This is a genomic window from Flavipsychrobacter stenotrophus (genome assembly GCF_002954265.1).
GTDB classification, from domain to species: Bacteria; Bacteroidota; Bacteroidia; order Chitinophagales; family Chitinophagaceae; genus Flavipsychrobacter; species Flavipsychrobacter stenotrophus.
Map to the genome: position 1 here is coordinate 247,693 of NZ_PPSL01000001.1, position 26,354 is coordinate 274,046.

The 26,354-nt window shown below is 43.2% G+C and carries 24 protein-coding genes; 13 read left to right on the forward strand and 11 right to left on the reverse strand.

Going from position 1 to position 26,354, the window contains the following annotated elements; genetic code table 11:
* The first annotated feature begins 49 nt into the window (after positions 1-49).
* The 5 genes from CJD36_RS01230 to CJD36_RS01255 all read left to right on the forward strand — a co-directional run bounded on the left by CJD36_RS01230 (position 50) and on the right by CJD36_RS01255 (position 6,792).
* Positions 50-601, forward strand: coding sequence for an REP-associated tyrosine transposase (locus tag CJD36_RS01230; protein WP_105037287.1), 552 nt, complete (start codon positions 50-52; stop codon positions 599-601).
* 287 nt (positions 602-888) lie between these two features.
* Positions 889-1,392, forward strand: a complete 504-nt coding sequence (locus CJD36_RS01240) for a hypothetical protein (protein WP_105037289.1) — start codon at positions 889-891, stop codon at positions 1,390-1,392.
* A gap of 1,171 nt (positions 1,393-2,563) precedes the next feature.
* Positions 2,564-3,127, forward strand: coding sequence for an RNA polymerase sigma factor (locus tag CJD36_RS01245; RefSeq protein ID WP_240609298.1), 564 nt, complete (start codon positions 2,564-2,566; stop codon positions 3,125-3,127).
* A gap of 13 nt (positions 3,128-3,140) precedes the next feature.
* Positions 3,141-5,345 (forward strand): outer membrane beta-barrel protein, encoded by a 2,205-nt coding sequence (locus CJD36_RS01250; protein ID WP_105037291.1) that lies wholly within the window; start codon positions 3,141-3,143, stop codon positions 5,343-5,345.
* A 118-nt stretch (positions 5,346-5,463) separates the two neighbouring features.
* Positions 5,464-6,792, forward strand: coding sequence for a LamG-like jellyroll fold domain-containing protein (locus CJD36_RS01255; protein ID WP_105037292.1), 1,329 nt, complete (start codon positions 5,464-5,466; stop codon positions 6,790-6,792).
* Positions 6,793-6,841: 49 nt separating this feature from the next.
* On the opposite strand, the gene CJD36_RS01260 is transcribed toward CJD36_RS01255, so the two are convergent.
* The 5 genes from CJD36_RS01260 to CJD36_RS01280 form a co-directional block, all read right to left on the reverse strand.
* Positions 6,842-7,888 carry a glycosyltransferase family 9 protein gene (locus CJD36_RS01260; protein WP_105037293.1) on the reverse strand — a complete coding sequence of 349 codons (1,047 nt, stop codon included), beginning with the start codon at positions 7,886-7,888 and terminating at the stop codon, positions 6,842-6,844.
* Between the two features lie 60 nt (positions 7,889-7,948).
* On the reverse strand, positions 7,949-8,809 hold the full coding sequence (locus CJD36_RS01265; RefSeq protein WP_117601785.1) for a LysM peptidoglycan-binding domain-containing protein: 861 nt from the start codon (positions 8,807-8,809) through the stop codon (positions 7,949-7,951).
* Between the two features lie 63 nt (positions 8,810-8,872).
* A complete protein-coding gene (locus CJD36_RS01270) occupies positions 8,873-10,231 on the reverse strand; it encodes a methyltransferase RsmF C-terminal domain-like protein (RefSeq protein WP_105037295.1) in 1,359 nt (452 codons plus the stop codon).
* Between the two features lie 49 nt (positions 10,232-10,280).
* Positions 10,281-12,389: a glycosyltransferase family 39 protein gene (locus tag CJD36_RS01275; protein ID WP_105037296.1), complete on the reverse strand. Its 2,109-nt coding sequence runs from the start codon at positions 12,387-12,389 to the stop codon at positions 10,281-10,283.
* Positions 12,390-12,635: 246 nt separating this feature from the next.
* Complete coding sequence (locus CJD36_RS01280) at positions 12,636-14,873, reverse strand: sodium-translocating pyrophosphatase (RefSeq protein ID WP_105038024.1); 2,238 nt, start codon at positions 14,871-14,873, stop codon at positions 12,636-12,638.
* A 173-nt stretch (positions 14,874-15,046) separates the two neighbouring features.
* On the opposite strand from CJD36_RS01280, the gene CJD36_RS01285 reads away from it, so the two are divergent.
* Positions 15,047-15,727, forward strand: a complete 681-nt coding sequence (locus CJD36_RS01285; RefSeq protein WP_205685534.1) for a SanA/YdcF family protein — start codon at positions 15,047-15,049, stop codon at positions 15,725-15,727.
* A gap of 4 nt (positions 15,728-15,731) precedes the next feature.
* Here the strand turns inward: CJD36_RS01285 and CJD36_RS01290 are convergent, their stop codons facing one another.
* Positions 15,732-16,448, reverse strand: a complete 717-nt coding sequence (locus tag CJD36_RS01290; protein ID WP_105037298.1) for a nucleotidyltransferase family protein — start codon at positions 16,446-16,448, stop codon at positions 15,732-15,734.
* Positions 16,449-16,530: 82 nt separating this feature from the next.
* Here CJD36_RS01290 and CJD36_RS01295 point away from each other — a divergent pair, with 82 nt between their 5' ends.
* The 4 genes from CJD36_RS01295 (at position 16,531) to CJD36_RS01310 (ending at position 20,293) form a co-directional block, all read left to right on the forward strand.
* On the forward strand, positions 16,531-16,980 hold the full coding sequence (locus CJD36_RS01295) for a hypothetical protein (RefSeq protein WP_105037299.1): 450 nt from the start codon (positions 16,531-16,533) through the stop codon (positions 16,978-16,980).
* A 104-nt stretch (positions 16,981-17,084) separates the two neighbouring features.
* Positions 17,085-17,735 carry a DedA family protein gene (locus tag CJD36_RS01300; RefSeq protein WP_105037300.1) on the forward strand — a complete coding sequence of 217 codons (651 nt, stop codon included), beginning with the start codon at positions 17,085-17,087 and terminating at the stop codon, positions 17,733-17,735.
* Between the two features lie 24 nt (positions 17,736-17,759).
* A complete protein-coding gene (locus CJD36_RS01305; RefSeq protein WP_105037301.1) occupies positions 17,760-18,989 on the forward strand; it encodes an MFS transporter in 1,230 nt (409 codons plus the stop codon).
* Positions 18,990-19,021: 32 nt separating this feature from the next.
* Positions 19,022-20,293 (forward strand): DUF2851 family protein, encoded by a 1,272-nt coding sequence (locus CJD36_RS01310; RefSeq protein WP_105037302.1) that lies wholly within the window; start codon positions 19,022-19,024, stop codon positions 20,291-20,293.
* Here the strand turns inward: CJD36_RS01310 and CJD36_RS01315 are convergent.
* Positions 20,277-20,687, reverse strand: coding sequence for an OsmC family protein (locus tag CJD36_RS01315; protein WP_105037303.1), 411 nt, complete (start codon positions 20,685-20,687; stop codon positions 20,277-20,279). The genes CJD36_RS01310 and CJD36_RS01315 overlap by 17 nt on opposite strands.
* A gap of 111 nt (positions 20,688-20,798) precedes the next feature.
* Between CJD36_RS01315 and CJD36_RS01320 the strand changes: the two genes are divergently transcribed.
* The 3 genes from CJD36_RS01320 (at position 20,799) to lipA (ending at position 23,013) form a co-directional block, all read left to right on the forward strand.
* Complete coding sequence (locus tag CJD36_RS01320; RefSeq protein ID WP_105037304.1) at positions 20,799-21,620, forward strand: hypothetical protein; 822 nt, start codon at positions 20,799-20,801, stop codon at positions 21,618-21,620.
* Positions 21,621-21,670: 50 nt separating this feature from the next.
* Positions 21,671-21,913 carry a hypothetical protein gene (locus tag CJD36_RS01325; protein WP_133162437.1) on the forward strand — a complete coding sequence of 81 codons (243 nt, stop codon included), beginning with the start codon at positions 21,671-21,673 and terminating at the stop codon, positions 21,911-21,913.
* Between the two features lie 167 nt (positions 21,914-22,080).
* A complete protein-coding gene (gene lipA, locus CJD36_RS01330; protein ID WP_105037306.1) occupies positions 22,081-23,013 on the forward strand; it encodes a lipoyl synthase in 933 nt (310 codons plus the stop codon).
* Positions 23,014-23,434: 421 nt separating this feature from the next.
* On the opposite strand, the gene CJD36_RS01335 is transcribed toward lipA, so the two are convergent.
* The 4 genes from CJD36_RS01335 to CJD36_RS01350 all read right to left on the reverse strand — a co-directional run bounded on the left by CJD36_RS01335 (position 23,435) and on the right by CJD36_RS01350 (position 26,278).
* Complete coding sequence (locus CJD36_RS01335; RefSeq protein WP_105037307.1) at positions 23,435-24,220, reverse strand: IS3 family transposase; 786 nt, start codon at positions 24,218-24,220, stop codon at positions 23,435-23,437.
* Positions 24,221-24,748: 528 nt separating this feature from the next.
* The gene (locus CJD36_RS01340) at positions 24,749-25,201 is read right to left on the reverse strand and encodes a DUF2147 domain-containing protein (RefSeq protein WP_105037308.1); all 453 of its coding nucleotides are present in this window, start codon (positions 25,199-25,201) and stop codon (positions 24,749-24,751) included.
* A 55-nt stretch (positions 25,202-25,256) separates the two neighbouring features.
* The gene (locus CJD36_RS01345; protein WP_105037309.1) at positions 25,257-25,994 is read right to left on the reverse strand and encodes a head GIN domain-containing protein; all 738 of its coding nucleotides are present in this window, start codon (positions 25,992-25,994) and stop codon (positions 25,257-25,259) included.
* A gap of 71 nt (positions 25,995-26,065) precedes the next feature.
* Positions 26,066-26,278, reverse strand: coding sequence for a hypothetical protein (locus CJD36_RS01350; RefSeq protein ID WP_240609270.1), 213 nt, complete (start codon positions 26,276-26,278; stop codon positions 26,066-26,068).
* Positions 26,279-26,354 lie beyond the last annotated feature (76 nt).

The following is a 26,354-nucleotide window of genomic DNA, read 5'->3' on the forward strand; positions in this document are numbered from 1 at the left end:
CCAAATGCTGAATTATTTGTAATTTATAACATCAAATCTAACTATTACTATGAGCACAGGTTACCAGATCGCCGACCAGTTTGCTACCTATTATATTACGCCTACAATTGTAGATTGGGTAGATGTTTTTTCGAGACAGGTGTATAGGGATATTGTATTAGAAAGCCTTGAATATTGTATTGAAAAAAGAGGGTTACTGGTATACGGGTATGTGATAATGACCAACCATGCGCATATAATAGTAAGAAGCGAAAATGGCGACCTGTCGGGCATTATACGCGACTTCAAAAAATATACGGCCAGTAAGATATTGGCAACAATAGCCAATGAGCCCGAAAGCCGCAGAGAGTGGATGTTGCACAGATTTTCGTGGAATGCTTCAACCCATACCCGCAATGCCAATTACCAGGTTTGGACACACGAAAATCATGCGGTACACGTTTATTCAAATGATTTTTTTACCAATAAGCTGCAATACATACATAACAATCCCGTTAGAGCAGGGTGGGTTAGCTACGCCGAAGAATATATCTACAGCAGTGCAAAAGCACTATTGCAGAATCTGCCGGGACAAATACCGCTTACACAATGGGGCTTTTAGGATACGGCTGTTGGGCATGTTTACGGGAATCGGGAGATTCCCTACCGGTCGAGCGAAGTCAATAGACTTCGCTCAGCACAGTTTTTTGTAACTTGGAAGACTACGGCGAACAGGGGATTCCCTACCGGTCGAACGAAGTCAATAGACTTCGCTCAGCACGGGGACTGGGAGCAGTTTTAATAAAGAACTTTGTCCAAATAATCGATGAAAATCAAATAGAGCCTCAGGGCTATATAATTGGAGCCGAAATTTATTATGATAAAGGCTATGTTCAGAAAAAATAAAATATGAAAAAAAGTGCAATTGCTTTCCTCCTATTTTCAGCATCATATTGCTCAGGGCAAAAGTTAATTCCTTTTTATGATAGTGTAAATAAACTCCATATTTCCTTTCCTGAAAACTGGTCAGCAGGTTACAGAGCTACAGGATATGAGGGTATCTCTTTTGTTAAAGATCCAATTAATTTACATGGAGAAAAAAATATAATTGAAAAAATTGAGGTTGTAAGAGATAAAGAAACCAGTATAGCTATGCTTTCAGAATTGAGTTTAGTAAATATGTACTATCCCAATTCACTAATACAATTTAATAAAAATCGTTTAAAATATGTTGTTGATAATTTTCAGCAATCTATATTGCATGGAACATCCACTCTCAATTTAGTTCGTTTTCAGTTTTATTTTTGCCATAATACCGATGTTTTTCTTTTGTCTGGCACATGTCAGGCGAAAGAATTTGACAGATATCACAAACTTTACACAGATGTAGTAATGTCAATTTATTTTGACTAACTGTTTATTTTCAAAACTGTCCATTATGACCAACCCAAGCTCTCCGTAGTCTTTTCACAAAACAAAAAAGGGTCGCTAAACGAAGTCTATTCACGGAGTTCATCCCGATTATTTCGGGGTTTGTCCGGCACGGAATCTCCCGATTACCGTAAACAGACAAGATATAACTCGAATTATAAACCTAACTACATTTAGACTACTGCCGGTCAAAAGATATCCACATTTTGTTAATACACTTCACCGGTAAACACCAATGCAGTAACTTGCACCCAAAATTATATATTACCATTTCCTAAATCCATACCATCAACATTAGCCACCACTCTGCCGCCATACACCCAATCCATGCCCCATTACAATTTCATTTCCATTGGGTATCCACCCGGGAGACAAACAACATCAGCAGAACCTAGCTATGGCGAAAAATAGCCTGTCCCGCCCTTCAAGCGGTGGTTCAGACAAACCCAATCGGGCATGATCGGGCATAATCCAAAACCACAAACCAATGAAAATCAACAAACTACACCATACTAATGCCCGATTACAATTTCATTTTCATCGGGCATTTCCCCCAAACTATCTATTAAAGGAAGATAACGCATCGGGAATCACAGCCTTCAGTTGATCAGCGTAATCAGGCCTGTCCCGCCCTTCAAGCGCGAGTTCGGACAATCCGATCGGGCATGATCGGGCATAACCCAAAACCACAAACCAATGAAAATCAACAAACTACACCACACTAATGCCCGATTACAATTTCATTTTCATCGGGCATTTCCCCCAAACTATCTTTTAAAAGAAGATAACGCATCGGGAATCACAGCCTTCAGTTGATCAGCATAATCAAGCCTGTCCCGCCCTTCAAGCTGGAGTTCAGGCAAACTAATCAGCCCGGCTGGCCGCAGTCTGCAGGTAAAAGCTCTACGCTAAGCAAAATATATAGAATGGATAGTATTAAATGATTTTCATGTTACCTGTTGTTGTTTGATCCCGATCTGTAGTAATGAGATTTGCCCGATCACTAAATGAGGCAATTACTGTCAAAAACAACCAATTCTCCCCTAATATTGTTAACTTAGTATCAATTGTGAGTGTTTTACCCAACCTTTCTGAGGGTGAGACGGTCTTTATCTTTGTAAATATTTAATAACCACTATACTTGTCTATAGCTTTGGCATATACCGCAACAAGTCAGGTAAGTGAGCTTGAACAACTCATTCAGGGGTGTATTCGCAATGAGCGAAGCTCCCAGGAGAAGTTATATCGTTTATTTTACCCCAAAATGATGGCAATGGTACGCCGTTATATAGACCATGATGAGCAGGCCGAAGAGGTAATGAACAATGGTTATTTACGTGCGTTTCAAAAATTAAGTCAATATAATTTTCAAGGTTCTTTCGAAGGCTGGTTGCGTAAAATAATATTTCATGCGGTATCAGACTATGTAAAGCAGAATGCCCGTTATTCTGAAAAAGTAGTACTGGTAGAGAAAGATGAGCTGGTGCATAAGGATCACGCCGACAAGCTATACTACGATCAGTTAGTGAAATTGGTGCAGGCATTACCCGATGCTACCCGAACGGTCTTTAACATGTATGTAATGGAGGGTTTTACGCACAAGGAGATCGGGAATATGTTGGGGATAAGCGAAGGAACATCAAAGTGGCATCTGTCTGAAGGTAGGCGGCAACTGAAGGAAAAAATTGAAAAATTAGAACTGCATTTAAAAGCTTAAAAAATTTATCCATATGGATAACAACTTTGTAAATATTGATGATCTTGTCAGACAGCGCTTAGGCGGTGGGCAGGAGCCGGAGCGATCCGGTGCCTGGTCTCGCATGGAGCAGTTGCTGGATAAAGAAGATCGCCGTAAGCCTGTAGGTCTTTACTGGAAGCGTGCCATGAGTTATTGTGGTGTGGCTATGTTACTGGCAGCGGTAAGTGTTGGGGGGTACGAGGTAACCACGGCATTCAGAAATCCGGGTAGTGCGGTGGCAGGTGCGGCTGAGGGCAATGCTATTGCCGCAGGTGCAGTGGCTAAGAGCTCAGTACCGGCAACAAATAATATTGCTACCAACGCCGCTGACAACAGCCACAATACTGTTGCAGAACATACAGGTCATAAGGCGGGAACAGCTACCGGTAATCACCATGTAGCATCATCGGGCATTGCTGCTACCACTGAGCATGGTGCGGTCAATAACGATATGTTAGCCCATATGCATAGCAATGATCATTTTGCTTCTTCGGGTACATCATCTGTTCCACATAGTGGCCAGCACCACAAAACTTCGGGTTCGGCTCATATTGACGGTGGTAAGTTGGCTGGGAATACATCCGGTGCCACTTCTACTGCAAATAATTCACCTAAAAAATCTGATAATCAATTAGTTAATGCAAATTCTACTGTTGCAAAGAGCAACAGTCCTGCTATTGCTACTGCAATGGATAATGCTGTAGCATCTGTAGCTACAGATAATAGCCCTATAAAGGCCATCCCTAAAAATGACCACATGATCGATCATGGTCATGGTACTGCATATGTGAGCAGTCTGAATAAAATACCCCTGAGTGCGGCTACCAATAAGCCTGCTACTATTGTTCCGGTAAAGCCCGCTGCGGTAACCCCTGTGGTAGCAAACAACACTACTACAGCTCCGTCAGTGGCACGTGCGCCAATGGTAGTAAAGCCTATTCCGGGCAAGAGAGTAATATCTCGTGTTGTTGTGCAGAAGACAAGAGTTAATGGTGCATCTGAAGGCAGAATTGAAACCCGCCTCGACACTATCTCTATCAACCGCATAACCATGGAGCTGACCAAGGCAAAAGAGCCTGCTGTTACAGCAAGTGTTGCAACAACGGGTAAGGGCTCAGCCGATCAGGCAAATAATAATAATAACAATAACACTGTTGCCAATAAGACTGCGGGCAGCAAGACTACAGGTAATAAGACTACCGGTAATAAGTCTGGTAATGGGCAATCAGTTAATACCTATGCTGCGCAAAATAATAGCACTGCCGGTGTAGCTGCAAATACTACAAATAACAAACAGACCGGCAATGCAGGTTCAAATGCTGCGGGAAATAGTGTTGATAATCAGGTAAATACAGCTGTTCTTGCTGCTTCTGCAAATGGAGATATTAAGGCACCTTCAGACATCACACCTAATGCGGCTTTGTCTACACCTACAGCGCCACCGCCTGTAGAAAACAAACCTGCTGTTGCTAAGAAGAAACACGGATCGAACATAGCCGAGAGCCTCAGCAACATGTTCAATGAAGTGAAGTACAAGTTGGGCGGTGCTCAATTTGCTCCGGGGCTTACAGCCGGTATCAATGGCACTTTCTTTGGTCCTAACAGCTTCAAGGGCTTCCAGTTTGGTTTTACCGGCTCATTCGAGTTGGATGACAAATGGAGCTTTATGGGTGAACTGAAGTACTTCCACCGCATGAATAACGACTACTCAATGGATGTTACTTACAACAAGTATCGCCCTATAAGTTCAGGTGGTTATTATAAAGATTCTACGCTGGTAAGCTATGGTTTCTCTACATTGCACAGCTTTGAATTACCAATTACAATGAGGTACACAGCAGCTAAGTTCAGCTTCTTCCTTGGTGGTAACTTCCTGTATACATTGTCAGTAAACACCGGCGGTGCAGAGCAATTGGTAGATCCTACTACGTTACCTGTTGTAGCTACAAACACTGCTAACACCACACCTTCTATCAAGGAAAGTGACTTCGGTGCCCGCTTTGGAGTTGGGTACACATGCGGTATGGCTTATAGGGTATCTCCTAACGTAATGCTCGATTTCCGCAATGTGCAGACAGTGTGGGATAATGCTAAAGTTGGCGGATCGCAATCAGTATCCAGTCAGCTGTACAAGAGTCCATCACTACAATTCTCCCTATTCTACCGCTTAGGCGCAGGCAAGAGAGCAGAAGATTAACAGATGATCTGAATGAAATATAAACAAACATCCCGCTTCTTATGGAGCGGGATGTTTTGTTAAAAAAAATCAATTCATTTAATTTCCTTTATTTGTAACTTTATCAAAATCTTACACTATGAAAAAGCACACCATACTTGCGGTATTTATGTTGTTTTCCGCAGCTGCTTTCAGCCAGGCACTTCCATCTTATGTACCAACCGGCAATCTTGAATTGTGGTACTCGTTTAACGGAGGTGCAATTGATGGTAGCGCAAACGCACTTAATGGCACAGTAACCGGAGCATCGCCAACCACAGATCGTTTCGGAAGTTCGTTATCAGCCTATTCCTTTAATGGAACGTCAAATTATATAAGCTTGCCTCCCAGCACATCATTGGATCTAGTAAAAGAGGTGACGATCATGGCGTGGATAAAATGTGACAATTATGGAACAAGCATCAGTCAGATTTTTTGGAGAGGGAACACCTTAAGTGCCTATGATCCCTACATGCTTTTCATCACCGGCGGAGCTATCAGATTCAGAAGAAATGTGGCCACGGGTACGGCAACATATGATGCATCTATTCCCGTATCAATAGTTGATACATCAAAATATCACATGATTGTAGGTACGTTTAGTATTCTCGATGATTCCATGAAAATATACTACGACGGAAAACGATATGCCGCAGTGTATGCTCCTACGCCAATTGCTTATTCTACTACTGGTTTTTGGAATATGATCGGTGCGGTTGACTACGGTACCTGGCAGTTTTATAAAGGAAAGATAGATGATGTGGGTGCTTGGAATAGAAGATTGTCTGATTGCGAGATAAGTAAGTTATACTACGCAAATAATAGCCTGATTATGGGTAATCCTTCCAGTACGTATGTTGCTTCCGGAGGAACAGCGACATTTAGTATCGCAGATTCGGGAGGTATTGCAACTTATCAATGGCAGGTGAATGCTGGTGCAGGTTTTACGGATGTTATTAGCAGTGGTTCATATTCAGGATCAAATACAATGACATTGACAATAAACCCCGTAACAGCTGCAATGAACGTGAATTCTTATCGCTGTATTCGTGATGCAGGTGCTTGTATAGATACTTCAGTTTTTGCAGTATTGACAACCGATACGACGAGTACACCAGACACGACCACCACAACTGATACGACATTGTCTGTTAGCACTCAAGGTAATAGTGATGATCTTATGATTGTCCCTAATCCAGGGAATGGGTCTTTTCGCTTTTCTGGAATGTTAAGTAATGGTCTGACAGAAATAGGTAGTATTGAGATTTTAGATTTGCTTGGGCGAAGAGTTTATGAATCTGAAATACATATTGATAATGGAACGATAACAGGCGCCATCAACCTGAATGGTACGTTGAATCAAGGTTCTTACATTGTTGTCATACATTCCCCGCATACTTATAAAACATACAAACTTGTGGTTTGTTGACCAAATTGTCTTGTCAAATAGTAATGAGCAAGGATTGTTGAGCGTATCCCTAATTGCCGGTATTTGATGATTGCTTGTTGTGTGAAACCGCAATATTCCATTGCTTAACCACCTTTTCGCTGACAAGGTTCATATCCAGGTCATTCATGCACTTAAAGTGCTTTTTGGGGCACTTATTGTAGCCAATTTTGCTGCACGGATGGCAGCCCAATGATTTGTTCTCAATGATCACCGACTGCGGCGCTATTCTATCTTTCAGGTTATTAAAGCCATAGTAAGGGAACATGCCCATCTCGGGAGATGTATTGCCCCAAAGGGAAATTATTGGCTTCTGATAGGCCGCAGCAATATGCATAAGGCCGGTATCATTGCTCACTATCACCAGTGCGTGCTTTACCAGCTCCGCCGATTCATTCAGGTTGAATTTGCCGCATGAGTTGTAGATCTTAATAAGGTCTTGTTCGGCTATTAGCTGCCCTTCTTCTCTGTCTTCAGGTCCGCCCAGAAGTATAACAGGGTAGGGGACCGTAGCGCAGAATTTCTTCCATTGTTCTACAGGCAATTTCTTGGTGTTAAATGAGCCACCTATTACGCAACCTACATATCCGCCCCAGTGGCCCATAGGTATATCGTCGTTACTCAGTTTTGCACTTTCAGGAGTGAAGTGATCCAGGCCTTTGCCATCATTGTGTACCTTTATCTCGGCAGCCGGTTCAAAATAGCGCTCCACGATGCTCTTGTCGGGCATCATGTCTAATTTGAAATTGGTGAGTAACCACTTTTGTATATTGAGTTTGGGATACGCATCAGATGGTACATCCAGTGCTCTTTTTACCTTTGTTGTTCGCAGGTTCTTGTGCAGGTCTATGACAAAATCAAAGTCCTCGGTTTTCAGTTCTTCAATGGCAGCATTCAGGTCATCGCTGAAAAGATGGATCTTATCTATGTATGGATTATGCGCCAGTATTGGTTGGAAAGCAGCCTTAGTAAGGTAATGCACCTTTACTTCAGGGTGCTGTTGCTTAAGGCATCGTACAACGGGGGTTGTCAATACAATATCGCCAATAGAGGAAAAACGGATAATGAGGACCTTCATTAATAAATCCTGGAGTTAAGATGCAAATCTGGAAACCGCCATATCGCGGGTTCAGCAATATTAGTTAGGAAAATAAGTGAGCTCGCACCATGCCCTATCTTCTGTAATGCCTAGTGCTTCTTTTGCTGCATTGCTTATTCCTATTACGGCATTAGCATACTGTTTGGTATCGGGAACAGGTCCCAGTACTTTGGCATAAATGGTCTTACCTGTACCAGGGTTGGTTACCTTTATTACAGCACCTCTTGGAGTGGTATTGTGAAAGGCAAAGTATATTTTGTTGCTGCCGGCTTTTTCGAAAAATACGGCTGTACCTTTTTCATTCAATACATTGGTGCCATTTCTGGTCTGCACATTGTAAATACTGTCCAATTCTCCAAATGCATGGCGACCTGTATCATTATTCACTACTCTTCCTTTTCTAGAGGGATACGCTATGCCATCTGCCATTGTTATGCTGTCGCGTTGCACAATCTTTAACCAGCCAATAAAAACCGACTGGCCTTGTTTCAGTGTGTTGCCCCGCATATTGTTCCATAGCACTATATCTTGTTTTTTTACACCTGCGTACATACTTACCAGGGCCAGATCATCTTTTTCTCCTACGCGGAAATAAAGCTCCTGTTTGTTCTCAATTCCAGATCGTTCTTTGGTAGCTGTAAAATTTTCAGGTGATACAGGTATGTACAGCGTGGTACCTACAGGCAATTTCTTTCTGCCGTCAACCATGCTGAGGCTTTCTATCTTTTCCTGCGATGCATAATAGCGGTTAGCTATCATTGCTACACTTTCTCCCGCTTTCAGCCGGTAAGTGATAACAAGACCAGCACCTTTCCTTCCCGCAATAATGCTGTCAGTAACTTGTGCATATGATTGTACACCAATCAACGAGCATATTAATAAAATTAAATATTTCAACATATAGATGGCAAATTTACGAGTAAAATACAAAATCCATGCCCTTTTTGCATACAGGCTACTATATTAAGTTTCCGGTATCTCCATTCTTATACGCCAATTCTTTGGCAGGTGGTTGTTGGCGCGGTTCTGCAACGATTTTATCCAGCCCAATCCCAGGTTGTTAAATTTAATTATCTGCCAACCCCGGGCAGCGCTGTCGAGGTTCATGTCTTCCCTTTTCAGGAATTTCAAAGCTTGTTCACGGGTTACGTCAATTGCGGGTAATGACAGGTTTGCATCAATGCTCAGTGCTACATCGTGCGCAGGTATCCAGTCTTTGGCAGATGGTGCACCTAAAGGCAGTCCTGCCCTGCGGAAGTAAAACAATTTCTGTAATAGCTGCCAGTCGGCTTCGTGTGCGGCGGCAATAGCATTATAGCTTTCTTTGTCCGGTTGTATATATTGCAGGTTATCGTTTGCAAGCAGGTGTCCTGCCTGCTGTTTGATCTTACTCATATCTGCGGCCTTCGCACGTCGCAGAAAAAGGGTTGACGCACTTTCTTTCTTCCGAATTGCGGATATGAAAAAGCCTTCGCCCTTCGCCTTGCCCGGAAAAAAGCGGTAGCCATGCATTTTATGCTTAGGTGATCGCGTTTCCACAATGCCCCATTCATCTCTAATGCTTACGGGCACAGTTTCTGTTTTATATTCATTGGCTATCCAGTCCAGTATATCTTCATCTTCCTGGGGAGAGAAAGAGCAGGTTGCATAAATGATAAGACCATTCTCTTTAAGTGCGGGCCATACATCGGCCAATATACGCTGCTGACGGGCGCTACACAGGTCTACATTAGCTTCTGTCCAGTCGCGCAAGGCGTTCTGGTCTTTTCTGAACAGGCCCGAGCCACTGCAGGGGGCATCAATAACTATTACATCAAAGTAGCCGCCTAGCTTTGTAAAATCTCTGGGGTCGTTGCATGTCACCCAGTTATTGGTGTACCCCCAGCGTACAATGTTTTCCTCGAGTATAGTTGCTCTCGCCCGGATCACTTCATTAGATATAAGCAGGCTGTCGTTGGTAAGTAGAGAGGCAATCAAGGTTGATTTGCCACCCGGCGCAGCGCATAGATCAAGTACCCGCAGGCCTTCAGTTTGTGGCACCGTACTGTTCCACACATGTTCCAGAAACATCGACGACGCTTCCTGCACATAATAGGCTCCTCCATGAAAGGCCGGATCTAATGTAAATACCGGCCGCTGAGCAAGGTATATACCTCCGTTACTCCATGGTATAGCATCTCCCGAAATATCGGTTCCTGACCTTTTAATCGGATGTAATCTTACCGATGTGGTAACAGGTTCGTCATGAGCCTTCTGAAAAGAGGATTCATCGAAGCCTTGTACCTTACGTAAATCTATGAGTAGCGGATCTGGTAAATTCAATATCGTTAATTAAAACCCGAAATTAATAAATCGGACAACAAACACTCTGTTATTGTGGTTTGGGAGGGCTCTGTCTTTGTGCTGCCAATACTTGCCTCATTATGTCTTTTGCAGCACTTTCTTTAGGCATTACCGACATTGCTTTGTTCAGTTGTTCAATACTCACTTTCCACTGAGCCTTATTGGCATAAGCTATGCCAAGTGCGCAATAAGAGTTGTAGTCCAGTAGTGGGGAAAGATGATATTCCAGACACTTATTAGCCAATTTTATTGCCTCGTCATTCTGGTTCAGCGACCCCTTGGCTACAGCCATGTAAGCATAAAGGCCCACATTGTCATCCTTGGTTGTTTTTATATAAGCGGTATATAGCGAATCGGCTGCTTTATGTTGCGCCACCTTTAGTGCAAGCGCAGCCTTCCAGTCCAGGCGGGCTGTGTCTTTCAATATTACTGTTACAGGTACATCATCAATATTCTCTGAATACACATACGGCGGAGGGAAGTAGTTTTCGAGGTAGTCGGGTTTTACAAATAGTGAATTGAATACTCCATATGTCCAGTAGTTGGAATTACGCATGGTATAGCCCGACTGTACTACTTTTATTTTGGCTTTCGGATAATGCCTGTTGATATAGTATTTTACAAAGGCACTGGCATTTGTAGCTATTGACACGGTGTCTTTAGACTGCTCAATAGGTTCATTTACCATCATTTTGTCTACTGCTTTGCGCATAGTTATTTCCCAATAATCATTATCGTATGCGTAGAAGGCTTTGTTGAAACTGCCTACAAATTCATTGAAGTAGGTGTATTCGTATGGGTGGTTCTTTATACACCAGACTATTGGCTTAAACATGCCCACTATACAGAGTGCAACAAATGCTATCTGAAAGGCAGGTTTTTTAAGAAATTTCGATATTTCGCTCAGGCCAATGCCAGCAATTAAGCAAATGCCCGGGTAGATGAACAGAAAGTGTCTCCAGCCAGAGTAGAGCGCAGCATGACTGGCAATAGCATATATAACAGGGAAGAATGTGGCAACTAACAGCAATAAACCAACTTTCCAGTCATACTCTCTCATTCTCTTTAGAAAGAGTGCGGCGCCAACAAGTAAACTCAGTAATATAAATATTGGAATGGTGACCAGCATAAACTTAGGAATATAACCAATAGGTACATGAAGCGAATTGATAGCATTGCCTTCAAAATTGATATTCACTTTCATAGGGAATTTACTGGATATACCCAGTGCGTTGAAAAAGTTTTTGACCGGATTCATCAGCAGGTAGGGCCATGTAAGCACTACCAGCAGGAAGCCACCACCACCTATAGTGACGTATTTGATTAGTACATTTTTACTGTTTTTCAGTGTGTTGCTCAACAGTTCTTTATTGACCAGCAGGTATAAAACGGTAAACAGGCCCAGGTATGCGATCAGCAGTACACCCACAATACGGGTGTTGGTAGCAAACGCAAATGATACTGTAAGCCCTAGTGTGGTTTTCCAGGTCGGATTAGGTAGTTGCTCCAGGAACTCAATCATGAAGTATATAGCTGCGATATACCCGGCACAGAAGGGTATGTCTTTGGTGTTGAAGAGAATGTGCCCGAAGAAGGATGGTGTGAGGAAGAGCAACCAGGAGGTGAAGATCGCAGCCCTCCATCCTGCTATTTTTTTAGCTGTTAGTCCTGCAAATAGAATGGCAAGGATACCAAATATCTGGTTAATGAAGTGGCGGGAATCAAATTCGTGCATGCCTTTATCCATGCCGGTTATTTTGTTTGTTCCTACGGCAATGATCTCAAAAGCACTTCCGTAAAACTTTAAAAGGGAATCTACTTCTGCTCCTTCCTTTTTAGTGCCCATAAAGCTCTTATCCTTACCTCCCGTCATGTAGTAAGCATAGTTGGCCTTGCCATAATTGTTCATGTCCATTTCATCGCAATGGAAACCGATATTGAAGCCGCTTATCCATACCGTCAACAACATGCCGACAATAGAAAAAAGAAATATACTTTTCAGGGTATTATCAGAGATCAATGTTTTCCGTGATTCTGGTTGAGCTGCAAATACAGAGGTCTGATCCCTGGCGGGAGCATTTTTTTCCTGTGTGTCTTTAGGGTTGTGGGTGGGGCCTTGTGGTTGTTTTTTTTTCATAACGGGATATAAAAAGCTACTTATTTACATGGGTGATATTAACGCAAGGCAATTATAATTCAATTGTGCTGACTATGCAAATATCGGCGGTTTATTTGTTCATTATTATGCCGGGTGTCTGCGTTGAGCAGTTGTTTGTAAGTAAGACGCATCTTTCACCGCAGGTGTTAGGGTCTTAGAAAGAAACAGGCAAAAAAATACCCTGCACTCTCAGAGCGCAGGGTACACTATAGTTATTAATTTCAATTAGTTAATAGTAAACACCTTTGTGGCCTTAGGCGCAGTAATAGTACCTGCAACACGTACTTCTTTCTTTACAGGTGCTGCCGCATGTGCCGCTTTCCCAGCATGTAAAACAGAAATGGTTGGCGCTATAACCAAAGCCACAATAGACATCAGCTTAATAAGGATGTTCATAGATGGTCCTGATGTATCCTTGAAAGGATCGCCCACTGTATCGCCTGTTACTGATGCTTTATGTGGTTCAGATTTCTTGTAGAATATTTCTCCATTGATCTCAACACCTTTCTCGAATGATTTCTTGGCGTTATCCCATGCACCACCGGCGTTGTTCTGGAACATACCCATCAACACACCGCTTACTGTAGCACCTGCAAGGAAACCACCCAATACTTCAGGGCCTAAGATAAAGCCCATCAGCAATGGAGAAATAATAGCAATAGCACCCGGCAACATCATTTTCTTCAGAGATGCTGTAGTAGATATAGCTACGCACTTGTCGTACTCAGGTTTGCCTGTACCTTCCATAATACCCGGTATTTCGCGGAACTGACGACGAACCTCTTCTACCATGCTCATTGCAGCTTCACCAACTGCACGGATAGCCAGAGAAGAGAAGATAAACGGTATCATAGCACCCACAAACAAACCAGCCAATACATCGGCATGGTAGATATTGATAGCATCGTTCAATGCAAAACCATTCTTTTCAACAACACCTACATAGGCAGCAAACAAAGCCAATGATGTCAATGCAGCAGAAGCGATAGCAAATCCTTTACCTGTAGCAGCGGTAGTATTACCTACAGCATCAAGTACGTCTGTCTTTTCGCGAACTTCTTTTGGTAATTCACTCATTTCAGCGATACCGCCCGCGTTATCCGCAATTGGTCCGAATGCATCAATAGCCAGCTGCATAGCAGTTGTCGCCATCATACCCGCAGCAGCAATAGCCACTCCATAAAGGCCTGCGCAATAATGCGCGCCGTAGATACCACCGGCAAGAACCAATATAGGTAAGAAAGTACTTTCCATACCTACAGCCAGACCGCCAATTATATTAGTAGCACCACCTGTAGCCGACTGGCGGATAATGCTCAATACAGGGCGTTTGCCCATAGCAGTATAATACTCAGTGATCATACTCATCAATGTACCTACTGCAAGGCCCACAAGTATTGCCGCATATACTCCGTTGCGTGTAAACTCATGTCCACGCAGAGACATAGTTTCAGGAAGAATACCATTCACCAGAAAGTAACATGCAATAGCCGTGAGTACAATTGAACCATAGTTACCCATGTTTAAAGCTCTCTGAACAGCACTTGTACTGATGCCTGCGCTGTCAGATACACGTACAAACAGGGTAGCGATCATAGAAAGTACAATACCCACACCAGCTATAAGCATTGGCAATAATACCGGAGCCAATCCACCAAACATATCACCGGCGGCTGAAGATGTTTCTCTGCCTAGAACCATTGTAGCCAATACAGTAGCTACATAAGAACCGAAAAGGTCAGCACCCATACCTGCCACGTCACCTACATTATCACCCACGTTATCGGCAATTGTAGCCGGGTTGCGCGGGTCATCTTCAGGTATACCTGCTTCTACCTTTCCTACAAGGTCAGCGCCTACGTCGGCAGCCTTAGTATAGATACCGCCACCTACACGGGCAAACAATGCAATACTTTCGGCACCCAGTGAAAACCCGGTCAATACTTCTATCACGCGCTCCATTTCTGCGCTGTCTACGGCTGCAGTTGGGGCGAAATACATTTTAAGGATGATAAACAGACCACCAAGACCTAATACCGCAAGGCCGGCAACACCCAGGCCCATTACAGAACCGCCGCCAAATGATACAGCAAGTGCCTTACTGAGGCTTGTACGTGCTGCATGAGCGGTACGTACGTTTGCTTTGGTGGCTATACGCATACCTATAAAACCCGCAAGTGCGCTAAAGAATGCACCTACTATAAATGCAACTGCAATCAATGGACTTGAATGTTCACTGCTATTACCCATAAATGCAAGTAGAATAGCGGCTATTACGACAAAGTAGCTCATTATTTTGTATTCAGCTTTCAGAAAAGCCATTGCACCTTCGGCAATATAAGTGGCTATTTCTGTCATTCGGGCATTGCCTGCTTCTTGCTTAGTTACCCAGGCTCCCTTAATAAAAGTGTACAACAATGCCAGGATACCAAATCCCGGTACGAGGTAAAATAATGGCGTCATATTGAAAATCTTGTTAAAAAAATGTGAAGTGACAAATATAGCGGTTTGATTTGAAAAAAAAATAGCACTGTTATAAAACAATGTTACCAATGTTAATAATGTATGTAAAACCTGTAAATCAATGGATACCGGGAGTTTAATAGGAATCGGGTGTATAACTCCGCATAAAAGTTATGGCTCGATTGAGTATCTTGCCGGCAATTACAGAGAGCTTTATGTCGTTTAAGAAGTGGCGGAATATTTTAATTGTCTTTTTACTACTGGTGCTGGCGTTAGTTGGCATAGTTAATTATATGGTTGTAAATGATACAAAAGATCAGATTTACCGCGATGTTAATGCCATACCTAAAAACAAAGTGGGTCTGCTATTAGGTACTGCCAAGTATATGGATAAGGCGAAGAACATCATTAATCCTTACTACCAGTACCGTATTGATGCTGCTGTGGCATTATACATGGCTGGTAAAATAGATTATGTGATCGTAAGTGGTGATAACAGCACTCAATACTACAATGAGCCATTATTGATGAAGAGAGATCTGATTTCAAAAGGTGTGCCAGAGGGTCGTATTTTCTTCGATAATGCAGGGTTTAGAACATTAGATAGTATACTCAGGTGCAGAGATATCTTTGGGCAAACCAAATTCACAGTAATATCTCAGGCTTTTCATAATGAGCGGGCCATTTACATAGCCAACCGGAAAAATGTTACCACAGTTGGCTTTTGTGCCGCTGATGGGGACGCCTATATATCAGAGTTTATCCGCGAAAAAATGGCACGCGTAAAAATGATGATAGACTTGTTGCTCAATAAGCAGGCTAAATATTATGGCGATAAAGTAGAGATCAAATAACCCGCTATTTAAACAGTTGTTCTGCTTTGGCAATGCTTTCTGGTTTGCCAACATCAATGAAGGTGTCTCCGGTATGGTCAAATCCTTTTACCACATGCTGTTTTGCCACATGTAGGTAGAGGTCTATGAGTGAAAATTTGCCATCATAAGGAGCATCCTGCCATATGGAGGGGGAAACAACTTGTATACCACTAAACGCATATGGGGAAGTATGATCTAAAGGCCGAGCTACTTTTTGCTCATGGGTAGCATTATTCTGCCAGCCGCATAATGTCATATCAGCATCAAACAGCAGCTGACGCGACGAATCCCGCTGCATAACAGCTAGTGTTGCCAATGTAGTATGATTATTGTGCGCCGCTATCATTTTTGTAAGGTCTAAATTAGTCAGTACGTCTACATTCATCACTATGAATGGGTCATCTCCTGTAAAGAAACCGGAAGCCTTTTTCAACCCTCCGCCTGTCTCCAGTACTTCTGCTTTTTCATCAGAAATAGTGATATTGCTGCCAAAACCATTGCGTTTTACCACTATCTCTTCTATCATTTCTGCAAAATGATGCACGTTGATAATTACATCTGTTATGCCGAATCGCTGCAAATAATTGATATTGAGTTCCAATAGGGTTTTGTTGCCGACCATAGCAAGTGCTTTTGGCGCATTATTGGTAAATGGTTTTAATCTTGTGCCCAACCCGGCGGCAAACAGCATGGCTTTCATGATGTAAAATTATGGATATCAGTACAAAATCATTTATGGATTTGTTTTTTATATACTTTAGCAAAAAATATACCCAACCTCAATGCCCAGGAAAACGAAATCAAGGAGCACTTTTGATAAGTTGCTTGCTTTCAAAATAGTCGACCCCACTATCCAGACACTTCTGCTAATGTACTATTTCTATGTACTTGACGAGGGGGGGAATTCATTTAGAACAGTATTCTTTGCTTTATTGGCTACACAGGTGGTAAGCCTTGTTGTAAATTGCTTTCTTGAATTCTATAAAAAGAGAAAATTAGAGCGGTTGTTTTTTGCTGTAGTCCTGGCTATATGGTCGCTCATTTACTACTACGTGAGTACACAAGTAAAAGAGGTTGCTGTAACCGACTTTGACCTACAGATGTTTGCTAAAACCGGCATACATGATTTTTATGTGATGCTCGCAGGCTTGATTGTGTCTGCATGGTATTTCTCTATCTGCTTCAGAGAAGTGGCCAGCGTATCTAAAAAAAAGCAACGAAATGGCGGATAACCTGTGCGTCATTTTCTTTTAAATCGGTTAATTCTCCATCCTGCGCAAACTCTGTTTCCGGTTGTTCGGCTTTTTTTTATATTTTCACGGCAACTTAAAAGAATATGCATCAACTAATTGAAATTTATAGAGAACTGATTAAGCCTGAGTGGATAATGGCACACGGTGGCTTATATGTGGTCATGTTTATTATTTTCGCTGAAACAGGTCTTTTTGTTGGCTTTTTCCTTCCAGGAGATTCATTGTTATTTGTTACCGGTGTGATCATAGCCAATTCATTAACTAAGTTTGGCAATGTATACGTGGATCTCCTTTACTGGATAAGTTTAATAACATTTGCAGGGGTTATTGGTAACATAATAGGGTATTGGTATGGCAGCAAATTTGGCCATATACTTATGAAATGGCCGGATAGTATGCTCTTTAAGAAAAAGTACATTCATCAGGCTCATGATTTTTACGAGAAGAAGGGCGGCATGGCCATATTTTTCGCACGCTTTTTACCTATCGTTCGCACGTTTGCACCCATTGTAGGTGGCATGGTAGATATGAACTACAAAAAATTCGTTTACTATAACATTCTTGGCTGTCTGGCCTGGGTTATAAGCATGATAATGGCTGGTTTTCTTCTGGGCAATATTACATGGGTACAAAAGAATCTGGAAGTTATCGTTATTGGTCTGGTAATAGTAACAACCGGCCCTGTTTTATTTAAGATGTTCTTTGGCAAAAAGAAGGCCACTACAGAAGCATAAAAACCACAAACTCCTACACACCACATGAATCAAAGCAAGTCTATCGGTTTACTGAGCATACCCGTTTTGGTGGCGGCATTAGGTTATTTTGTCGATATCTATGACCTCCTTTTGTTTGGTATGGTGCGTAATACCAGCTTGCTGAGCCTTGGGCTTACAGGTGATAAGGCTATTAATACAGGTCTGGAAATAATGAGTGTGCAGATGTATGGCCTTTTGATAGGTGGTATATTTTGGGGTATTTTAGGTAACAAGAAGGGTAGGTTAAGTGTGTTGTTCGGATCTATTCTTCTATATTCAGCGGCTAACATAGCTAATGGTTTTGTGCACACTATACAACAATACCAACTCTGCAGGTTTATCGCGGGCATTGGTCTGGCGGGTGAGTTGGGTGCGGGTATTACATTGGTAAGTGAACTTATATCTAAGGAAAAAAGGGGTATTGCTACATCACTGGTAGCGGGTATAGGACTTACAGGCGCAGTGGCTGCTTATTTTATATCTCAATTATTCGACTGGAGAGTTTGTTTCTACATTGGCGGTGGACTGGGGCTGGCGTTGCTGGCATTACGCGTTAGTGTATTTGAATCGGGTATGTATACGCAGGTGCAAAAGAGCAATGTAAGGAAAGGAGATTTCTTCATGTTCTTTACAAAGAAAAAACGGGCTAAAAAGTATATCCTTAGTGTGCTTATCGGCTTACCTACCTGGTATGTAATAGGGCTGTTGATACAGGTTTCAGATAAGTTTGGTAAAGAATTCAATCTCAGTGAAGCTGTCATTCCGGGCAGGGCTGTAATGTATGCATATGTGGCTATATCCATTGCCGATGTGTTGATAGGGTTGGTGAGTCATGTATTAAAGAGCAGGAAGAAGGCCTTGTATATATTTTACGCCATTACCATTGCAAGTATTGTTTTGTACTTCCGTCAGCAGAATGGAACTGCCGGCAATATGTACATGATTTGCGCCCTTATGGGCTTTGGTACGGGTTTCTGGGCATTGTTTGTGACCATGGCCGCCGAGCATTTTGGTACCAACCTGCGGGCTACAGCAGCTACTACAGTACCCAATATGGTGCGTGGTTCATTGCCCATAATGGTATTTCTGTTTACCGCATTGCAAAAAAGGTGGGGATTCAGTTTTATAGATGCCGGCGCTATAACAGGTGTTATTGTTATGACCATCAGTACTATAGCTGTGTTTATGACAGAAGAGACCTTTGGTAAGGATCTCGATTTTACTGAAAGTTGATCCATTTCTTATTGCCCTGAAAACCTTGACACATGACAGAAGCTTTATTTCAGTTCATCTGGCAACACTCCCTGTACCAGGTTACAGATCTGACCACCACAGATGGTGAAGCACTCACCATCATTCATCCCGGTAAACTAAACAAAGATGCGGGTCCCGATTTTCTGGAGGCACGTATAAAAATAGGTAAGACCATTCTTGTTGGCAATGTAGAACTGCACCTTAAAAGCAGTGACTGGCTGAAGCACGGCCATCAGCATAATGCTGCTTATCATAACCTGGCACTGCATGTGGTGTACGACAATGATGTGGATGGAGTGGCAGTTAATACTCCTGTACTGGTACTTGAAGGTAAGATTCCCGGCTATGTGATGCGCCACTATGAAGGCTTGATGAACATACGCAATAAGCTACCCTGTGCCGGACAACATGATAAAGTTCGATCTATAACCAAAGAAGGATGGTTGACCAGGCTGCTGGCGGAGCGCTGGGAGCAGAAGCTTGGCGACTGGAATGTGATGCTGGAAAACTCTGCTGAAGACTGGCGTAACCTGCTTTACTGGCGGATGGCTGCTAACTTTGGTTTTAAGACCAATGCAACTCCCTTCCTGCTATTGGCTCAGTCCATACCCTTAAATGTATTGGGCAGGCACAGGGAAAATCTGCAACAGATAGAGGCTTTGTTATTCGGTCAGGCGGGTATGCTTAATGCCGCGTTTATGGACGACTATCCTGAAAAACTACAGGACGAGTATAACTACCTGAGAAAGAAGTATAAGTTATCACCAATATCTGCTCACCTCTGGAAATTCCTGCGGATGCGGCCTGCCAATTTCCCAACAGTAAGGATAGCGCAGTTTGCCATGTTGATACATAAGTCGGAACACTTGTTTTCTCAGATCATAGAAACGCATTCAATAAAAGAAGTGGAACCATTGCTGGATGTAACTGCCAGTGATTATTGGAGTGATCACTTCAGGTTTGATGAAGTACACACCGGCCCGGGCACCAAAACATTGGGCAAGTCATCTGTCCAGAATATCATCATCAACACTATAGCACCTATACAGTTCTTGTATGCATCGAGGCAGGGTGCAGAGTCGCTGAGAGAGCGGGCGCTGAACCTGCTGGAAGCTGTGCCTGCCGAAAAGAACAACATAACTACACTGTGGGCCGAAAATGGCTGGGAAGCGGAAAATGCAGCGCAAAGCCAGGCACTGATACAATTGTACAATAATTACTGCACCAACCGCCGGTGCCTGGAATGTACTGTGGGCCTGAACATTATCAGGCAGGCCACGTAATGTTCAATGTCTTTTTGCAGTCGGGGTGCAGGCTTTCCATTATAGGACAGTTGATGGCAGCTGTTTCCAGAATCTTCTTTTCCTTGTCGGTAAATGGTTTGCTTTGAGGGAAACGCATGTCTATCTTCACTTCACCTACCTTCCTTGGGTTGGCTACCATTATCTTTTCCACGTCACATTCCATACCGTCGATATTGATATTGTGGGTAAGACACGCAATGCCCATAGTGGTTACCATGCACGATGCCAGTGCTGTAGCCAGGAGATCGGTAGGGGAGAAGCGCTCACCTTTGCCGTGGTTATCTACCGGTGCATCGGTTTCAATGGTGCTGCCTGAACGTAAATGGGTACAGGTAGTGCGGAGGTCGCCGGTGTATGTTACTTTAGATGTCATGGCCTGATTCTTTTTTGTTAAAATTACTGATACATTGTTGATTCAAAGATAAAGTTGTAATTTAGTTTAATTAATAATGTTCGGTAGAAATTCAGATTATTATCTATTTATATGAACAAGGTACTTGGGGCATTTATTGGTTTACTAAGCTTGAGTAGCGTAAGCTATGCCCAGCAAGTTGTGTTTTCATCTGATTCTACTAAAAAAATAGAGCAGCCTGAACCACCAAAGGCAAAGCCAAGACCCATAAAGTTGCCTAAGCCAATTCGTAATGAATTGAGTTTCGGGCTGCGGGTGAATACCAATGGCTGGAGTGTATACACCGACTATGGTAGGGCTAAGACCAATGATATGAAGCGGGTAGATATGTTTCATAATGTGCTCTATTTGCAAACCGAATTCACGGAAAAGAAAGACCCTAAGGAAGAAAAAGTAAAGAGCCAGACCATCAGCAACAGGAGCTCCAGCACTTACATATATGGTAAGGTAAATAATTTTTACGCGCTGAAGATTGGCCTGGGTTATCGTAAGTTGATAGCAGGTAAGCCTGATCCGGGGTGTGTAGCTATTCACTGGGCCACAACGGGTGGTTTTGCGTTAGGATTGCTGAAGCCCTACTATATCACTCTTGTTGGCGGATCGCAAAGTATTAAGTACACGGATATCAACCAGTCTGATTTCCTTGATGAGCGCATTATACAGGGCAACTCCGGCTTTAGTAAGGGTATGAATGAAATTCAGTTTGTACCGGGTGGTCACCTTAAATCGGCGCTGCATTTTGATTTCTCCGCTAACAGGAAGAATGTGATTGGTGTAGAAGCCGGTGTCAATGCAGAATTTTACTCTACACCTGTAATGCTAATGGCTAACCAAAAGCCGACATCTGCATTTTACGATCTCTTTGTCTCTTTCCAGTTTGGTCGTCGTTGGTAGGTGCCTGGAGCGATAATTGAAACCTAATAAGGGTAGCCAAATCGTGTACTATGAAATCTATTCTCAATATCTGTATCATTTGCATGCTGATCGTTTTGTCTTTTACCGCTATGGGCTACAAGCCTATAATGGGAGGTAATATGGATAGAACCACCCGCAAAAAGAAAAAGAAGGCGGAGATGGTTATTGTCACTGTTATTGATACTGTTACCGGCGAAATAATATCTACCAAGGAAATAACGGATAGTGAATACAGGGCAAGATATAAGTCGGAGTGGGTGGACCCTAAATGATTATTTTTCGCAAGCGAGACGCTGCATGTTGTGGGTCGAAGCGGGACGCTTCGACCAGTGTTGGGTTTTCTACTCTATACTTTCTATTTAATATAGATTTTCTCTTTCCCGGTTTGCCCATTTAATTATACTTTTTATGCCCATTTTGGCCTAATTTGCACCCTGATATGCAAGAATTGCCGATAATCAGTTCAGTAGATGTGAAAGCTGACACGCGTGTTAAGAAGCCGGACTGGCTTCGCGTAAAATTGCCGATAGGTGAGAACTACCGCCATGTACGTGGCCTGGTAGATACACACAAACTACATACTATATGTGAGAGTGGCAATTGCCCTAATATGGGTGAGTGCTGGGGAGAGGGTACTGCTACCTTTATGATACTGGGTAACATCTGTACACGTTCATGCGGTTTCTGTGCGGTGGCTACCGGCCGGCCTGAGCCTGTAGATTGGGATGAGCCGCAGCGTGTGGCAGAGGCCATTCACCTGATGAAGGTAAAGCATGCTGTGCTTACTTCTGTAGACAGAGACGAACTGAAAGATGGTGGTTCTATCATCTGGGCCAATACTATTAAAGCTGTTCGTGCACTGAATCCTGAAACTACACTGGAAACACTGATCCCTGATTTCAGAGGTGACTGGGACAACCTGCAGCGCATCATTGATGTAGCACCGGAAGTTGTATCTCATAACCTGGAGACGGTAGAAAGGCTCACTAAGAAGGTGAGGATACAGGCTAAGTATCACCGCAGCCTTGAAGCGCTTCGTCGCCTTAAAGATGGCGGTATGCGTACCAAAAGCGGCATAATGCTGGGCCTTGGTGAGGAGAAGCATGAGGTATTGCAATCGTTGCAGGATCTTGCTGATAACGGCATTGATGTAGTAACGCTTGGTCAATACCTGCAGCCTACACAAAAGCACCTGCCTGTAGTTCGTTTTGTACACCCCGATGAGTTTGCAGAGTACCGCGAAGGAGGGTATAACATGGGTATTGATTATGTAGAGAGCGGTCCGTTGGTTCGTTCTTCTTATCATAGTGAGAGGCATGTTATAAAGGGTGAGGGTAGAAGGAAATGGGAAGAAAGTAAGATGACTGTGTAATGTTATTTTGATTTTATAGTGAAGGTCGGGGCTAGGGTTCCGACCTTTTCTTTTTGCATTTTTCGATGACCGTGCTATTCTGTCCGGCCGCTGTGGAGACGCAAAATTTTGCGTCTCTACGAACTCCAAAAAATGTGGTTATATGAAAAGTGGCAGTTTTTTGATGGGATTTTTGCTGTACTGCTGTGTGGGTAAGGGTTTTAGGCTTTTTGACAAACTGCCACAAACTGCCACTTTCTGCCACATGTTGCTACTTTTTTCTTCGTTTGCCTCGTCCCGAAATTGGTGCCTCGTCCCTAAATAGGTTTACATGTTTGTTAGATAATCCCTGTATTTATTTACTGCCATTTTGTTAGTCCCGTTTTTTATTTACAGGTTTAGGATGTTCAGGTGCGGTTCGATTACACTGTAAAATTAGCTATTATGTCATAACCAACCTCCTTTTCCATTTAGCGGTTAATAATCGTTCTTTTTGATGAGCTTGGTCGGGAGTTAGATAATCACAGCTTGCATGAGGTCGTAGCTGGTTATAAATAGCTATTGCATTATCTACCTCCTCTTTTGCTTGTTCGATATCTTTAAAGTCCCGGTCTATTGCAAACTCACATTTCAATATCCCATTTACTCTTTCCGCAATCGCATTTTCATAAGGGTCTCCTTTTTCTGTCATGCTTATACTGATACCTATATCCGCTAATGCGGACGTATAATCAGCACAACAGTACTGTAAACCTCTATCCGAATGATGGATCAGGGCGGCCTTGATCGTGTAGTTCAGGCTATTCAATGCCATTTTTAATGCATTTAACGGCCCTTCTTTTTTCAACGTAGGATAGAGGCAATAACCCACTATTCTACGGGAGTACGCGTCTGTTACCAGGCTCAGATAGCAGAACCCTTCTGATAGACTCAGGTAGGTGATATCGCTTACCCATAGGTGGTTGGGACGTAGTACCCGCAGCTCCCGGATCAGGTTAGGGTACCGCCTGAACGGATGATTTGAATCTGTGGTGTTAATGCGTTTACGTTTGCGACGTCTGACCAACAGTCCATAATCTGCTAATAGATCAAAGAGCTTATTTCTTCCAATACTGATGTTATGCTTTTCCAATGTCTCAGTAAGCATGTAATGCAGCTTGCGGGTACCAATGCGGGGCATTTGCTCCCGTATTTCCTTGACTCTTTTGAGAATAATGGCATTGTCCAGATCGCTTTGACTACCATGCCATTGTTGTACATACCAGGCTTTCTTCGTCCCTAAGTAGGTTTACATGTTGGTTAGATAATCCCGGTATATGCGGTTTTCTTAGATAACGGGAATCGGGAGATTGCCGCTTAAAATAAGAGGGGAGTTGTTGCTTGGTGCTCTCAAAGAGAACCGGCCCGGTGAGCCGGTCGGGAGACCGGCAACCGCGCGAGCGTCGTCAGAGACTAACGCTCAGCACATGTGAGCTGTGTTGTTAGCGCATCTCAAAGAGAGCTTCCCCGAAGGTTGTTGGTCTTTTGACCAACAACCTTCGGGGAAGGAACTGCGACAGAGACTACGCCCAGCATCAGGCCAAGCAGCTGTGGAGACGCAATTATGCGTCTCTACGTTGATGTGTTTTGGTGTGTATGGACTATGTTGTTAGCTTGTCTCAAAGAGAACCGGCCCGATGAGCCGGTCGGGAGACCGGCAACCGCCAGGACGTAGTCAGAGACTACGCCCAGCATTCGATTTGAAGGAATTTCACAACTATTCTGCCAGAGTCCAGGTGGTGGTTTTACCGAACATGGAGAAGCCAACGTAGCCGCGGACGAGTAGTTTATTGCCTTTGTAGGTGAGGTTGCAGTCGTAGGTTTTACCGTTTTCGGGGTCGTAGACGGTGCCGCCTTCGTAGGTGACTTTACCTACTTTTTTGAAGTTGCGGAGTATAAGTAAGCCAATAATCGGGTCGTTCCTTTGTTCGGGGTGGGGGCTATAGCCGTTGATCTTCGGGCGGCCATCGGCCATCAGCGGATATTTAAGCCAAACCACCTTGCCAAAAAACTTGCCGTCTGTGCCCTTATATACCTGTATTTTGGCCGTTAATCGTTCGTTGTACCATGTACGTTCTATCTGATCGGCAGCCTGCGCAGTGGCGGTTATTTTAGCAACTAATGAAAGAAGAAAGAAGGAGAGGAAGATAAGGGTCTGCTTAACGGGCATGATTCATAACGTTTGATTATAAAAATACCGATTATTTTCCAATAACGTAGTAAAGCTAGTTAACGTCTCTTACTGTGCCGGCACCCGATATGTCTTTATTTACAGTAGGGTGGCCTTTATATTTTATCTTGCCAGCACCGCTTATATTGACGTTCAATGTTTTGAGGGCGGTAACATCGGCCTTCGCAGCGCCTGATACAGAGGTAGTTACCTCGGTAGCCTGCAGCTGGAATGCTGCTATCTTGCCCGCTCCGTTTACCTCGTAACTGGCTCGTTGTGCTGTGCCGCCGTTTACCGCTATGTTGGCTGCACCTGATACTGAGGTAGAAAAGTCTGTAACATTTAGGCTATCTATAACTAATTTACCACTGCCCGATATCTCTACTGACAGTTTTTCTCCGGTAACAGCACCATGAATATCGGCATCGGTAGATCCGCTCATGCCTAAGGCAGATAAAGACGGTACTATCAATTCTGCTGTAGTTCCTGAGTGGCTATCGAACGACCATGAATCTTCAAGGTCGGTATAGATACGAAGCGTATTGCTGTCGTTGGCGGTTTTGATGTGTTTGAGAATGTTCTCATAGCCGTGCAGCACAAGGGTAGGCTGAACACCCGGTTTTATTGTGATGTTTGCTTTAATGTCGGCGGAAAGGTCCAGCTCAGTAAATGCAGTAATGGTGCGTGTTGAAGAGATCTTATTGCCGGTTCCACGCAATCTTTTGCCATGGCAAGAGGCGATCAATACGGCAATTCCGGTGAGAGCGGCGAGAAAGTAAACGTGTTTTTTCATGACTACCTATTTAAAGTGCTGCTAAAGTAATAAACAGGGCTACAGGTAGGTTACTGAAATCGGTGAATACCCTATAAACTGCGGTTAGACCTCCACCAAAGATAGGCGAGCGTCCCCATGATGCCCAACGGGAGGAAGGCGAGGTATACGATACCACCATTTAGTCCCTTGGCGCTTTTGTCATCAAGGCCCTGCGCAGTTTTAGTACATACCGAGCATCCCTGTGCTTGTACAGCAGTTACAGATGCGGTCATTAAGAATAAAGCAAGCAAATACTTTTTCATAATTGCAAAGTTAGGGGTTTTGTGTGATGTTCAGGTTTATGCAGTGACCGAAGTGTTTTGAATCCCACCTCTTGTT